Annotated in this window: 13 protein-coding genes and 1 pseudogene; 1 reads left to right on the plus strand and 13 read right to left on the minus strand. The window is 46.8% G+C overall.

Annotation, left to right across the window (positions count from 1 at the left end):
* The first annotated feature begins 103 nt into the window (after positions 1-103).
* Positions 104-1252: an IS4 family transposase gene (locus tag EKN16_RS19180; RefSeq protein WP_125660794.1), complete on the plus strand. Its 1149-nt coding sequence runs from the start codon at positions 104-106 to the stop codon at positions 1250-1252.
* Positions 1253-1438: 186 nt separating this feature from the next.
* Here the strand turns inward: EKN16_RS19180 and EKN16_RS19185 are convergent.
* The 13 genes and pseudogenes from EKN16_RS19185 to EKN16_RS19235 all read right to left on the minus strand — a co-directional run.
* Positions 1439-1837, minus strand: a pseudogene (locus EKN16_RS19185) (YdeI/OmpD-associated family protein); the annotation flags it as partial.
* A 123-nt stretch (positions 1838-1960) separates the two neighbouring features.
* On the minus strand, positions 1961-3280 hold the full coding sequence (gene hisD / locus EKN16_RS19190) for a histidinol dehydrogenase (RefSeq protein WP_164522880.1): 1320 nt from the start codon (positions 3278-3280) through the stop codon (positions 1961-1963).
* Between the two features lie 448 nt (positions 3281-3728).
* Positions 3729-4472, minus strand: a complete 744-nt coding sequence (locus tag EKN16_RS19195; RefSeq protein WP_125660800.1) for a Cof-type HAD-IIB family hydrolase — start codon at positions 4470-4472, stop codon at positions 3729-3731.
* A gap of 45 nt (positions 4473-4517) precedes the next feature.
* On the minus strand, positions 4518-4652 hold the full coding sequence (locus EKN16_RS33515; protein WP_269462711.1) for a hypothetical protein: 135 nt from the start codon (positions 4650-4652) through the stop codon (positions 4518-4520).
* 232 nt (positions 4653-4884) lie between these two features.
* Positions 4885-5685: an endonuclease/exonuclease/phosphatase family protein gene (locus tag EKN16_RS19200; RefSeq protein ID WP_125660803.1), complete on the minus strand. Its 801-nt coding sequence runs from the start codon at positions 5683-5685 to the stop codon at positions 4885-4887.
* Positions 5686-5785: 100 nt separating this feature from the next.
* Positions 5786-6238, minus strand: coding sequence for a PfkB family carbohydrate kinase (locus tag EKN16_RS19205; RefSeq protein ID WP_164522881.1), 453 nt, complete (start codon positions 6236-6238; stop codon positions 5786-5788).
* A gap of 296 nt (positions 6239-6534) precedes the next feature.
* A complete protein-coding gene (locus EKN16_RS32345; RefSeq protein ID WP_164522882.1) occupies positions 6535-6696 on the minus strand; it encodes a hypothetical protein in 162 nt (53 codons plus the stop codon).
* A gap of 39 nt (positions 6697-6735) precedes the next feature.
* Positions 6736-7644 (minus strand): carbohydrate ABC transporter permease, encoded by a 909-nt coding sequence (locus EKN16_RS19210; protein WP_125660808.1) that lies wholly within the window; start codon positions 7642-7644, stop codon positions 6736-6738.
* 12 nt (positions 7645-7656) lie between these two features.
* On the minus strand, positions 7657-8580 hold the full coding sequence (locus EKN16_RS19215; protein ID WP_232016563.1) for an ABC transporter permease: 924 nt from the start codon (positions 8578-8580) through the stop codon (positions 7657-7659).
* Between the two features lie 111 nt (positions 8581-8691).
* Positions 8692-10407: an ABC transporter substrate-binding protein gene (locus EKN16_RS19220; RefSeq protein WP_125660814.1), complete on the minus strand. Its 1716-nt coding sequence runs from the start codon at positions 10405-10407 to the stop codon at positions 8692-8694.
* Between the two features lie 171 nt (positions 10408-10578).
* A complete protein-coding gene (locus EKN16_RS19225; protein ID WP_125660816.1) occupies positions 10579-11646 on the minus strand; it encodes a response regulator in 1068 nt (355 codons plus the stop codon).
* Between the two features lie 6 nt (positions 11647-11652).
* Entirely contained in the window at positions 11653-13455 is a 1803-nt protein-coding gene (locus EKN16_RS19230) for a sensor histidine kinase (protein WP_125660819.1), read from the minus strand.
* A gap of 14 nt (positions 13456-13469) precedes the next feature.
* Positions 13470-14594: a response regulator transcription factor gene (locus EKN16_RS19235; protein WP_125660822.1), complete on the minus strand. Its 1125-nt coding sequence runs from the start codon at positions 14592-14594 to the stop codon at positions 13470-13472.
* Between the last annotated feature and the right edge of the window lie 290 nt (positions 14595-14884).

Below are 14884 nucleotides of genomic sequence, written 5' to 3' on the forward strand. Positions count from 1 at the left end.
ATCTTCAAAAATTTCTGTACTTTTCGCATTCAAGCATAAAAAAATCCTTTACAATGGTTATGGTAGGTAATACCTGTCCATAATCCACTGAAAAGGATAGCTCATGGACAAGAATACTCTATTTTCATCATTTGGTAAATGGCTAGCGCCAATTTGTACGAAAACATTCACAGATCGTGTCAACGAAATCAATCAGGATAAGTACGTAAAAAAACAAACGACTCTTGCTTACTTCAAGCTCTTTCTGCTTGCGGAGTTGAAAGGACGAGACGGACTTCGCGACATAGCAAATGATGTATTGTCCCTAGAAATTCAACGCGAGCTCAATCTTCCTTCCATTTCAGCAGCGCAATTGAGTCGAAAACATAATCAGGTCGATCCTGCATTACTTGAACAGGTATTCACCCGGTTGGTGAAGCAAATCCATTCACGCGCTAATCCTCATCGCTCCCGTAACAAGCTCAAGATTATCGACTCCACGACGATTGTGCTTTGCTTGCAGAAATTTAAGTGGGCGCACTTTCGATCTACGAAGGCCGGAATCAAGTTGCACTCGCGTATTGCGTATTGGGATGACGAGGATGTTTATCCAGATCAAGTAAAGGTTACACCCGCTAAGGTTAATGATCGGAATCTGTTAGAAGAACTAGCCGATGAAGAAGGGGTTACGTATGTGTTCGACCGAGGCTATGTCGATTATGCAGCCTACGACCGATTCTGCATGAATCAGATTTTCTTCGTTACGCGATTGAAAAATAACGCGGTTATTGAGTCACTCCATACGTATGACCTGCCGCCCAATAGTACGGTTAGCTTGGATGAGAAAATCAGGGTTGGCACGCAACAGAAGCGAATGAAACATCCGCTTCGTATGGTTCAAACGGTTGATTCCGAAGGCAATCTGCTGTTCTTGCTAACGAATCGGTTTGATCTGACGGCAGACGAGATTGGTGAAATGTATCGAAGTCGCTGGGCCATCGAAACGTTCTTCAAGTGGATGAAACAACACATTAAGATCAAGACATTCTACGGTACAAGCGAAAATGCTGTGATGAATCAGGTATGGATGGCACTTATTGCTTACTGCTTGTTGGCACTGGTAAAACAAGAAACGAACACGAAGCATTCGTTGCTGGAAATTAGTCGTATACTGAAAGTGCTACTATGGCGTTCTTGCAGAGAGTGGTTCGACCTGATGAACCGCCCTCCCAGCCGAAAGTCTGCCGGACGGAAGAAGAAAGAGATCCCGTGAATGAAGCGAAACTGTCGCCAATGCACATAAATACATAAATTTTACCAAATGGATAGAGTTACCTCTAAGAGGCTATCGACCTTTTGGTTTTCGTATAGAAATATTATTTTCTTAATTTTCTGTTAATGATGTGATGAGGTTTTATGCAACGCTAGTGCTCAATATTTTATTGTTTGCATACACGCCCTAATCATTTAATCCCTTTCCACCCAGAATTTGCTGCATATATTTTTCAACCCTTGACTCTCGAGTTTTGGATTGTTTGGGTTCAGAAAAATAAAGAATGTATGCTCTTTGCCGTCCCGGCGTCAATGCTTCAAAAGCAGTTCTCAAGGCAGGGATTTCATCGAATTTATTTTGAAATTCTTCAGGAATTATGAATTCTGTATTCTTTTTAAAACTCACTTCCAAATCGGCTTTTTCAACTTCAATGGCTTCATAAATATAGGCTTTCAAGATGGTTTCCATTTCAACTATTTCTCGAACATTGGTGAACCGAATCTGGCGCGCCGCCTGTACATTCTCCGTTTGTTGGATTAGGATACCATGAGCATCTTTTAACAAGGCACCTTTGTGAAACAGCACGTCCCAAATCCGTCCCCAACTACTCTATCCACTCACTCAAAACCCTTATAAATCAAGGAACATACCACTCCACATGGGATGAGTGCTGACGGTAGAATAAAATAAGATGTTGGTTGTATTCACCTAATCAAACAACCTAATATCAGCCGCTTTTACATGGCATGGTAATTGCTCGTATGTTCCCATTTCTTTAATTATTGGATATATTTCTTGTAGTGCTTCTTTACTCAGTTTTCCGATTGTTGAATACTTTACCATATCCTTTGATGTTATTCCTGAGAATGCTCTTGCAAAATGGTTAGTCGGTAAGACCGCTGTAATTCCTATACCATAGTTTGCTGCCGAAAATGGTGTATATTCGCCAATAAGAATCTCTCCTGCATTATTTATCAGCTTTAAAACATGATTCTCAATATCTTTTTCACATACGACCATTAAATGTTCTGGTGCGAACCAATTTATAAAATCACAAGCCTTATCAACGTCTGATGCGACAATGATTGCCCCCTTACCATTAGGACCAAAGACATTTTGTAAATATTGTCTTCTTTTACCTTCAACCTCATCAATGCATTTCAAAAGAAGGGCTTCAACCTTTTTAGCAAGGGTTATAGAGGTTGTGACAAGTATAGAAGAGGAATCAGGACCATGTTCCCCTTCATTGATTAAATCATATGCAATTTTTAGCGGATCAGCGGTTTCATCTGCAAAAATTACACACTCTGTGGGACCGATACCTAATACACTCTTTTTACCGTATGTCATTGCAACGCTCATTGCCGCCGCAATACCTCCTGGTCCTGGACCAAAGATTCCATCAACTTCGGGAATGGATTCTGTACCTTGAGCAAATCCTGCTATTATCGATACACCATTTCCTATTACGAATTGGTCTGCTCCAGCAAGTTTTGCCGCCGCTACCGTTCCCTGATCTCCAAATCCATCATTTAACGGAGGCATCCCTACAACGATTTTTTTTACTCCTGCTACTTTCGCCGCTACAACCAACATGATGGAAGTTGAGATTAACGGACCTTTCCTTGCGGGTATCCATATACCGACAGAATCTAACGGGCTTATATTTTCTCCAATAACTGTTCCAGGTCTTATTTGCTTTTCCCATGATTTCGGCAACATAGCTATGTTAGCATCTTGCACATTTTTAATTGCTTGTTCTATTGCAAATCGGAATGATGGTGATAGTGAAGATATGCTACTTTCAACATATTCACTTGAAAGAATTAGTCCATCCAATACAACATCGTCATATTTCTTTGTTAGACTTCTAATCCCATCATCGCCTATATTGGCAACCTCATCAAATATCGATAAAACTCCATTTAGTACATCTCTGTTAAAAAGCGTTTTGTGTGTTTTGAACCGTCCTGAAAGAAATTCATTTTGTTCTGGAATTTTGTAAACAATACTTTGACTCTGCATCATTGTTGCCTCCCTTTTTTTGTAAACAAAAAGAGCCATGTAGGATAAAAAATACCCACATGACTCTTATAGTTCAAGTCCGTAGGTATAACGCCAATAAGCGTTTGTACCTACGGAAAAAATTCCGTCATACAAACGCCTAACTATGATGATGGTTATAGGATTTAGTAAGAACGACTACAAAACAGTTCATTAAGATTAACCTCCTCAACCATGCTTGGACTTATTATAAATTGCGACCTTTTGTTTGTAAAGAGTTTCCAACCCTTCATTTCTAAATACAATTTTTTGAATGAGTTATTAACCATGACAATGCATCGATCACTATCATGGCGTCTGAGAGGACCTCACGGTCCTCTACATATGCGTTATCTCAAAATTATTCAATGCCTGACCCATTTGTATATCCTCCCTGTCAAGCCTCAAGTGGTCCCGCAGTGATCCGCTTAGTTCAGCAAAGGTCAAGCACATACCGGCGGATCGCCTGTGCTACTCCGTCTTCCATGTTGCTGCCCGTGACAGCCTTCGCCAGGCGCTTCACTTCGTCCTGGGCATTCCCCATCGCCACGCCGATCCCCGCTTCAAGCAGCATCGTTTTGTCGTTTAAGCTGTCTCCAACCGCCATCACCTGCGACATTGACAAAGCGTACAGATCGCATACTTCACGTACACCGCTCGCTTTGGAAACGCCTGGCGGATTGACTTCAATATTATACGGCTGGGAATTGGTGATCTCGAATGGGCCTACATTCATTACCTTATGACGAATCCGCTCCAGTTGTTTCGGATCTTCCGAATCAAAGCCGAACTTCAGCCATACGGTCTCTTCCGTAACATCGTTCCAATTATTAGGGGTGATGATGGCCTCCGTTGTATGCCCAAAAAAATGACAGTTTTCCTCTTGCGAAATATGATGAAATGCCCTGATCGTTCCGGAATCCAACGTATGGCGTTTGTGCAGCTTATCTGGAGACGTCCATACTTCACTCCCGTTGACCGTTACGATCGGAGAATCCAGACTCAGTTCCTGCCAGTAAAGCTTTGTGCTTCGCACTTCCCTCCCCGTAGCCACAATGACCGTTACTCCCCGGGAGCGAGCTTCCGCTATCGCTTTGCGGTTTTCTTCAGAAACTTCGGAACATTCGTTGAGCAGCGTTCCGTCAAGATCAAGCGCGATCAATTTAATTCTGCCCATTTCAAGAAACCTCCTATCAAATCGAAAATAGGATTCATATTCAAGTCAAGTATTCTCATTCACATAGAGTTCGCTGGGTTGAATTCGATGGACGCCGCCCTGCAGCAGTTCCGGCAAAGCTGTCCATATCGTTGCCTTGCATGACTTGTTTGCATATCCCGTCGCCGATATTTTCGGCAAATCGGAATGTGTTTATCAGGGTACCTACTTCCTGATAAACTTGGCAGTGGGCATATTTCGCATACTTATGGTTTATGCTCGCATAAGCCTTCAGCAGTTGTCCGCCTTCGCAACGATCTGCAGAGCCTCCTGAGTCGTCTCATAGAATCGACTCCGTCTAGGTACGAATTGAAGCGCAGTGCTCATAATTTCGATCGGATCGCGCAGCACATGTCTCGCCGTCCATGCAAAGTTACTCTGCTGAAGGAATAGCCAATTGAGCGACGACCGGATAATGATCCGAAGGATACCGTCCGTCAATCATCCGTCGGTCAATTTGAATGGATAACACTTGCACGTCAGGAGTAACAAAAATATAGTCGATCGGCTCTCCATCCATTCTTCCGGAATAGTTATCATGGAATGATGTTCCTACGGGTCCAACCATCACGGAATAAGCATCCGACATGTCCACAAGCGCCTCATCCCAAACTGGCTCTCCCCTCATAAAGCGGATCACCGCATTATCAGGCTGTGAGTTGAAGTCCCCTGTCAATAAGACAGGGACATCTTTTGCAGCCCTCAGTTCCTTGATTCGCTCCCATATAAGCCGAACACCTTGTTCCTTGGCCTGCTGCCCCTGATGATCTAAGTGGGTGTTGAAGAATAGTAACTCCGTACCTATGCCCTTATGCCGAAAGTGCGCCCAGGTACAAATACGCGGCAGAGAGCTGTCCCAGCTAATACTTGCCGGAACCTCCGGCTGCTCGGATAACCAGAAGGTGCCGTGTTCCACAATGTCCAGTTCGTCTTTTTTGAAAAAGATAGCGCAGAGCTCATCTCCACGATCTCCAAGCCGACCCTCGCCGACCCAATGATATTCCTCTAACTGCAGATCCTCAAGCATACCGATATGTCCTTCCTGGGTACCCATAAGCAGCGGACTATGCTCTTTGATCATTGCTGCCATTTTATCGTAACGGTACTCCCACGCATTATCGCCATCCGGTGCCAAGTAGGTTCTCAAGTTAAAAGTCATCAAAGTAATATTCATCGTTGCCCCGCCCCCAGCATCATTTAATATTATTTCCCCGGTTGTAATCCTTCAAAGCTTTGTTGCTTGCACCGTGATGGACCTCCAAAATGTCACATAATTACTTCTTTGAAGTTGTAACTATTAAGAACTCTTCGATTTCTGATTTATTCGGAATGCTTTCTAGCGCCCCTTTTCGTGTAATTTTAATTGCCGCAGCAGCAGAAGCAAATCGCAGAGTCTCTTCCGTAATATTATTCGAACCGGTCGTTGCAGCCAATACTCCTATGAAGGTATCCCCAGCTACTGTCGTATCAACAGCTTGTACGTTGAAGGCTAGGACATGTATAACCGTACCGTTACTATCAGTGAACAATGATCCTTTATTTCCGAATGTCAGTACGACTTTCCCTACTCCTCCATCTATTAACTTTGCAGATGCTTGAATGGCTTGGATATCATTGGACACAGAAATTCCAGTTAAGGACTCGGCTTCAGATTCATTGAGAATTAACACATCAATGAAATGAAGTATATCTAACGTATACGAATATTTGTTTATGCTGTGATACACGAGTATACGAATGATACTGTCTGATATTTCAACTACGCTGCTCTCCCTCCAAACAGAAATTTCGACATGAAAGCTATATGATGTATTTATGGGTGGAATGCCATTTTCAACCCCCTGAGGAAGATTTTTCAGTACCGGATAATTTTTGTATTTCGTTTAGGTTAAGAATACAAATCTTCTTGTTCTCCATCTTTAAAAAACCTTCCTGTTGAAATTCAGGCCATTCTCCGTTTCTATCCCAAAAATAGGGGAGAGCGCCCAATTCGATAACGGGGCGTCTCTCCCTTATTAGACCTTTATTTTATTCCTTTTTCATCACGGTTGAAATGTTGGAGCAGCAGATCTCTTTGTTCGACTAACGTACATGGATTCACTGCGGCTCCGATCAGAAAGTGATCCCTGAACACCTCATGCAGCATTGGCGCCGATCGTAGGGATTCACTCAATGGTTTGTTCAACAAGGCAGTTCCCCTCATCATGGGACATTCCATTCAAATTCACTCTTTCACGCTCCCCAACTGCAGCCCGGCAACGAAATGCTTTTGCAAGAAAGGATATACGACGAGAATCGGCAACGATGCCACGATCGTAATCGCCGCCCGAATGGATAATGGCGTAATCAGCCCTTCCGCCCCGCCTTGTTTAACTCCCGCCGACAAGCTCGAACTGGCGTTGGAATTCGTAGTCGAAGATAGCAACTTGATCAGCTCGAACTGCAGCGTGCTCAAATTTTGCTTCGAGGAAGCGTACAGAAACGTATCGAACCAGGAGTTCCACTGTCCTACGGCGATGAATAATGCGATGGTAGCAAGTACCGGCTTGCATAGGGGCAGGATAACGCTAACGAAAACGCGAAAGTCTCCGCCGCCGTCAATCTTGACCGACTCGATCAGGCTTTCGGGAAGCGTCCGAATGTACGTCCGAATGACAAGCATGTTAAAAGCGCTGATCAGCCCCGGCAAAATGTAAACCATGAAATGGTTCAACAGATGCAAATCCTTGATCAGGAAATACGACGGGATCAGACCGGCGCTGAAATACATCGTAAGAACGAAAATCAAGGTTATCGGCTTCCGGAACATATACTCATTGCGGCTGACCGTATAAGCGAGCATCGCGGTAAGATATACGCCCAGTACGGTGCCGATTACGGTCCGGGCGACGGACATCCAGAAGGCATGCGCCACATGGCCGGTAACGAACACGGCTTCGTAGTTTTCGAACGTCCAAACCCGGGGCAGCAAGTAAATGCCGCCTCGCGTCGTGTCGGTCCCTACGTTGAAAGAAACCGCAAGCGTATTGAGAAACGGATACATCGTAACGACGACAATGAGCAACATAATCGCATAGTTGAACGAATGAAACAGCAGCGGCTCCGCCTTGAATCGTCTTTTGCTCACTAGCATTCGGAGCCCTCCTTAAATCAATTTTTCTTCGCCAAGACGTTTGGCGATCCTATTGGCCATAAATAGCAGGATGATGCTGACAACGGTTTTGAATATGCCGGCAGCCGTACCAAGCGAATAGTTCCCGATCTTGAGACCGTATTTCAGCACGAAAATGTCGATCGTTTCCGAATAATCGCTGACTTGCCCGTTGCCGAGGAAATATTGTACCTCGAAGCCTCCGCCGTTTAGCATCCAACCGATATTGAGAATTAGCAATATAATGATGACAGGCTTAATGCCCGGCAGCGTAATGTGCAATATTTTGCGAATGCGACTCGCTCCGTCGATATCCGCTGCTTCATAGAGGGCCGGATCAATGGAAGCGATCGCGGCTAAGTAGATGATGGCGTTCCAGCCGACTTCCTTCCATACGTTCGCGGCTCCGACGATCCCCCAGAAATATTTGCCTTCTCCAAGCCACAAAATCGGCGTGTCGATCAAATGAAGCTTCATCAGCACGATATTGACAATGCCGTCCTCGGTGGACAGCGACGTTGAGACGATACCCGTGACGATAACCCACGATAGAAAATGCGGCAGGTATGAGATCGTCTGAATCGCTCGTTTGAGAAAAGTCTTTTTAATCTCATTCAGTAAAATCGCGAAGCCGATCGCGGTCATGAAGCCGAGCACCAAACTGATGAGACTCATGGAGATCGTGTTACGTAGCACTCGTACGAATCCGTCATCTTGGAATAAGAAGCGGAATTGGTCGAGCCCTACCCATTTCTGATCGAAAATCGAGTGCCCCGGTTGATATTGTTGGAAGGCCATAAGCCAGCCCCAGATCGGTACGTAGTTGAAAATAATGACGTATATGAGCAATGGAAAAGACATAAAGATAAGCTGCTTCTGGCTGACCATCCGTCTCCAGACCTTCTCGGTCCGCCGCATAGGCTTTGCTGCAATTTCTTTTCCCAGGACCGCGTTAGGCATCGGCTTTAACTCCTTGTCTGTTGCTAGCGGAAGGCAAGAGGATTCCCCTTGCCTTCTGCCTGCCTCTAATTAATTGCTCCAATTATCCTGGCGCCATTTCAGTTGCTCGTTGATGCGATCCAAGTAAGCTTTGGTATCTACTTTCTCCATTGCCTTACCGTAATCGGCCCAGACGCTTTCGAATTGATCCGCTTTGGACAAGATGGATTTCGGCAAATATTTGAGCGCGAGATCCTTCATCTTCTGTTCGGCGATCTTGGCTGGCGAACCTTCGATCAGATCGATGTTCCATGCCGGATAAGAAACCCGGTTTTCAGGCGGCTGCGAGAAGAGGTCGGAACGAAACTTCAAGCCGTATGCCGAGAACAATTCCTTGTCGATCGGCTTGAGCGTCGCGAAATATTCATCGGGTTGGTTGCCAGGAGAATCCGCGTTGCCGTCGGCGTACGTGCCTTGAAAATGCGGAAGGGCGTCGTAGAGCGCATAGGCTCTATTCGCTTGCTTCCATGCGACGTCATCGGATTTTTTGCGCTGTTCATCCGTACGGAAGAACTTTCCGTCGCTGCCGACTTGATAGTCTTCTCCTTCGATTCCCCAGCTGAACACTTTTTGCCATTTCTCGGTCATGATCGTATCCAAGAACTTGATGATTTTGACCGGATCCTTCGCATTAACCGTAATGCCGAACCCGTTACCCAGATTCAGAGGCGGACGTTCCATATAATAGTCCTTGATGCTCGCGTCATAGACGAGCGGGAAGCCGAAGTACGTCCGATCGAATTTTTGTTGAGAAATAAGCGTGTTTTCGCTTTGACTGAAGTTCCATTGATGGTCGAACATCCCGAGCACGCGGCCGCTGGCGATTTTGGCCAAATATTGATCGTAGTTTTGCGCAAACGCCTCGTTATCGATCATCCCTTTGGCGTTCTCCTCGTTCAGCTTCTTGAAATAAGGCTTCGCGACATCCGTAGCCTCGAATAGCGATGCAACGTTCGTCTTCGGATCTACGATTACGCCGCCATCGTTCGGATAGCCTGCTAGATGCTCCGGCGCGTTCCTCAATTCGAATACACGCCAGTCGAAGGCAAGCGTCGTATATCCGATCGTCGGTTGTCCGTCGATTTGCGGATATTTCGCTTTATACTTCTCAAGCAGGTTGAAGTAATCGTCCAACGTCTTCAGCTTCGGATAACCGAATTCCTTGAGCACCGCTTTCTGAATATAGAATGCCGGTCCGTTATAAAACGTCGCGTTGTAGGTGCCTTGAATTACGCCATAGTTAGGCAGCCAATAAATATGCCCGTCGCCCGGGTCCTTCAGCTTGTTCCAGACTTTGGCGTAGTGAGCTTTAAGGTTAGGAGCGTACTGTTCGATCAAGTCTTCCAAAGGGATGACGGCTTTGGCTGCCGTCAACTTCTGATTAGACGTAATCAAGTCCGGATAATCTCCACCGGCGATCATTACGCCGAGCTTCTGTTCCAGGTCGCCAACTAAATATTCTTCTTTCAGCGTAACGCCTAGCTCGTCTTTCATTTTCTTATATATCTTATTGGTGTCCGTCGGGACCACGCCGCCTCCTCCGTTGAACAAGGAAATCGTCAACGGTTCGGGCGCAGCGTCCTCAGAAGCGCTCGCAGAAGGCGACTGACTTGGTTTTTCGGTAGACTGGGATGTCGATGGGCTGCTATCGTTATTTCCCTTTTTCGAACAGCCTGCAGCTACGATACTGAATACGAAAACTAGTAAGATCAATCCTAGGGCTGTCTTTCTTGCATAAACCCTCATTGTGAATCCCCCTCGTCGGAATTAGAGCAAAGCGGCGCGCAATCGCCTTGCCTCTCTTAATTATCGCGATTATGAATGCGGTTACAATTCACGGATTAAAGCTTATCCCCCCCGAAAAATATAATTGATTACGCTTTAATCCAAGAAACCGCGCGAACGACCGTAAGGAGGCTACCTCGCCATAGACCGATAAATAGAGGGCTTCATTCTCACTCTCATCTCGAATTGCTGCAGGAAATAGTTGTATTGGCCGTATCCGACTTCCTCGGCAATCGTGCTCGTTTTAAAATCCGTCTCGCGGAGCAATCGTTTCGCCTCCTCGATTCGCAAATCGTGGATTCGATCCAACAAACCGAAACCGTGCTTATCCTGATAGGCTTTGCCTAAATAAACGGGATTCAAATAATAAAGGCTCGCGATCTGTTTGATAGACAAGCCGGCGCGATAATTCTCCTGGATATAACGGTCGATAACGGCCATCGTGCCGCCCGGATTACGCGCTTGTAACGCACGGATTTCTTCCATGACCTCGTTTGCGTAAGCTAGAATGCCTTCCGGCGTGCCAGAGTGCGACGAATGCTCCGTTCCCGGCCGGCGCAATAAACCGGAAGGTTCCCCTCCCAGCTCTTGAAGGAGACGCGCGCATTGAAATTCCAGATGGCTTACGAGCATGCCGACCCACTCCGGAGAATGAGTTCCGATTTCGTCGAACAGCTGCCGGATGGCAGCGGACGCTTTGTCCGGATTGAGCCGCTCGATCGCTTCCAGGATCAGCATAATAGGCCGAACCGCTTCGAACGGGATTCGCGATTCGCCGGGGATGGCCGCGGCAGTCGTTACGGGACTGCCTCTTTGGCGCGACGATTCCAGACGGAGGCGTACTTTCCGTAACACCTCCGCTGCCTCTTCCCGAATAATCGGCTTCAGTAAATAATGATTTATGCCCAGTATCAGTGCCCTCTTGGCATACGGGAATTCGCTGTAGCCGCTCACGATAACGAATTCCGGATGCTGCCGGTCTTCGTTCCGTATACGATCGATTAAATCCAGACCGTTCATGACGGGCATGCGGATGTCCGTCACGACGACGTCCGGCCCGACTCGTCCGATTGCCTCGAGCGCCTCTTCCCCGCTCTGGCATACTCCGCACACGCGAAAACCGTGCTCCTCCCAATCTACGAATAGTTGCATGCCCTCGATCGCCAGAGGTTCATCGTCCACAAGCAATACCGAGTACATTAGGTGTCAACCTCCCGTTCTTCCTAAGCTTGCTCCCGTTTCCAGGGATGAGGGTAAGGCAGGGATCCGTATTCTGATCTTCGTACCTATATTCATCCCGCTCTCGATAGACAGATCGACATGATCTCCATAATGCAGCTTTAGCCTCTTATATACGTTGCGGAGCCCGATATTCTCGTCCGCGTTCAGTCCGTCGTTCAGTTGGTTGCGAATTTCGCCCAGCCGATCTGGGTCGATTCCTTTGCCGTTATCCTCGACCATAATCCATAGGTAAGCGTCCACCCGCTGCGCTTCAATTCGGATGTAGCGCTGTCCTTTGACCGATTGCAGCCCATGCTTGCATGCATTCTCGACGAGCGGCTGAATACACATCTTAGGTACGTAACACCGGGAGGCGTCATCTTCGATCTCAAGCGTATAATCGAACCGATCGGTGAACCGGAACTTCTCTATTTTCAAGTACATTTCGGTAAAATGAAGTTCATCCTGCAAGGTTACGGCGTCGTCTGACCAACTTAACATACGGCGAAGCAGAAGGGATAAGCTCTTGATGATGTCCGTCACCTCGGTGTATCCGTTCTTCACGCTGACGACGAGAAGGGCGTTTAACGTATTGAACAGAAAATGCGGATTCATCTGGCTTTGCAGTAGCTTCATTTCCGCCCGAACCCCTTCCAGCTGCAAATCCTTTTGTTGGATTTCGAGCTTGTATACGTCATTGATCAGGGTCTGGATCTTCGTGGTCATCCGATTAAAGCTGCGAATTAGCCCGCCGATTTCATCCTTTCCTTCGGGAAACAAGATCAGATCGAATTTCTCGTCCTTGGCCTTGTCCATGTGGCGGGAGAGCCTCTTGATCCGGTAATTGTAGGAACGCAGGATGATGAAAATAAGAGAGGTCGGCACCAGGATACTGATCGCCGCCAGCAGCCAGATGAACCTTTCCGAGTCATTCAGCGAAGCTTGAAACAAGCCGCCGTCCGCCACGCCGGCCATGGTCCAGCCTTGGATATAGGATGCTGTGCCAAGCCGGCTATTGAATGTCAGGCCTTCATCGCCGGTTGGCGGCGGAGACGCGGAAGAGGACATAAACAATGCGGAAGGAAACACGATTTGCCCGCCGTCGTCTACGATTCGCAAATTCATATAAGGCTTTTCCTGGCTCAGAATCGAGTCTACTCCGCTGACATTGATATCGATTTTCAAATACTTCACGTAATGGCCGTAGATCGGAAATCCGTTCAGTTTCCGGATGATGCTAAGATACTCCCTGATATTGCTTGAGTTCATCGGATCGGTGTCTTTGTAAGCCATGATGTTCACGGAAGACGGGGAATCCGCGACTTTCCGGTACCAAGGACTATTCTTCACGGCGTCGTCTAGATGAAAATAGTTGCCGCCGCTTGCGATCGTCTCGTTCTCCGTATAGATGGAGATGTTCTCGACGTACGGATAAGCGGATAAGAACGGCTTCATTTTCTCGCTTAGAACGCTATTATAGCTGTCGTAATAAGCGACGATATCGGAATAATCCTGGTCCATCAACTCGTACAAGGAACGGTCGGTCGCCACGGAATGGCTTAAAGTAACGCCGCCCAGGATGAAGTCCATCGCTTTGGTAGATGCCCGGTTGAGCGTCATTTGGAGATTGTTTTTCTCGCGGGTTTCAATGTTCTGGGATACTTGCTGGAAGAAAAGCGCGGTTATCGTAAGAATAGGGACAAGAATGCACAGTAAATAAATGAGCAAAAATTTCCAAGTAAGCGGAATATCATTGACGAATTTCAGCCATCCGCCGGTTGTGCGCATCCGTGTTCCTCCATTCAGTCAGCTTTTTTATATTGGGAAGGGAGGGTATTCGTGAATTGTTTGAATTTCGACGCGAACAGTTCCGGATCCACGTAGCCGACACTTCGCGCGACGTTGGCGACTTTCAGGTCGGTTCTTCGCAACAGCTTCTGCGCTTCCGCGATCCGGATAGAGTGAACATAATCGAGAAAGGACATGCCGACGGTTTTCTTGAACAGCTGTCCGAGATACGCCGGCTGAATATACAACTCTTGGGCGACTTGCTTGAGCTTAAGCGGCTTGCGAAAGTGATGACGAACATATCGCGCCGCTTCTCCGGCCACTCCCTCTTTCAGTCTGCGTTGTGCGAGATTTGTTGCCGCTTCCTTGCAAAGTGCCGTTAAGTCCACAAGCCAGGAGTCTTCGGAGGAATCCGCGAACATCGACGAATGAAGAAATACCCTTTCGCCCATTTCCTCGAACGTTTCTTGTTCCGATATTCTGCGAATCAGATCTAAAATCATGTTCGCAACGAAGGACCGTAAACCCGCTTCGGGAGCCGTTCGCTTCATATGCCAGTACAGCCGTTTCGCCGCTGTCTCGATTCGGTCGACGTCATTGTTCTCGATGGCAAATAGCAAAGCTTCTTCTTCCTTCAGCGAGTCCCCTTCCTGCTCGTGCTGAGTGCCGTATTCGGCCTCTTTCCGTTCCGCTTCCCACTCATTGCGGAGTTCGGATAAAGTAAGATGAATCTCATCGGTATCGATCGGTTTCAGCCAATAATTCCGAACGGAATATTGGAGCGCTTTGTGAGCGTAAGAGAAATCGTCGTGACCGCTTAGAATGACGAATAGAGCGCACTGCCGGGTGGCGGCGCACTTCTCGATTAATTGCAGCCCGTCGATGATCGGCATGCAAACGTCGGTGACGACCAAATCGGGGTTAAGCTGCTTTATGAGCTCGAATGCGTCTTCGCCATCGCAGGCTTCGCCGCATATGGCAAACCCGTGGCTTTTCCAATCGACCATAAGCCGAAGTCCTTCCAGCACAAGCGGCTCATCGTCTACCAACAACACTCGATACATCCCGCTCACTTCCTTATTCGAAGATACGAGTTCTATTCTCTTCCTTCGTTCCCACTCTACTTTATGTGCTTTCAAATGTCAGTTCAGAAAATAAACGATCATCCCCCTAATATTATTGCATTTTCCTCAAGAATCACAATGGTAAATTTGCCAATAATTATAATACTAAAAAAGCTAACCCCACCGCCATGAATCATGCTTGCGAAGTCAACTCTTACTTGATCCTTACGGCTGTTTGACGCGCCTGAAATTTATTCAAATATTGTTTCGATGTAAATAACCGCCGAGCGTGGATTCGGGACATCGTAGGGATGTTTGATTAAAATCATTTTTTACAAAAACCACTCCGAACTTTATGTTAATAT

The sequence above is a fragment of the Paenibacillus baekrokdamisoli genome (assembly GCF_003945345.1).
Lineage (GTDB): Bacteria > Bacillota > Bacilli > Paenibacillales > Paenibacillaceae > Paenibacillus_Z > Paenibacillus_Z baekrokdamisoli.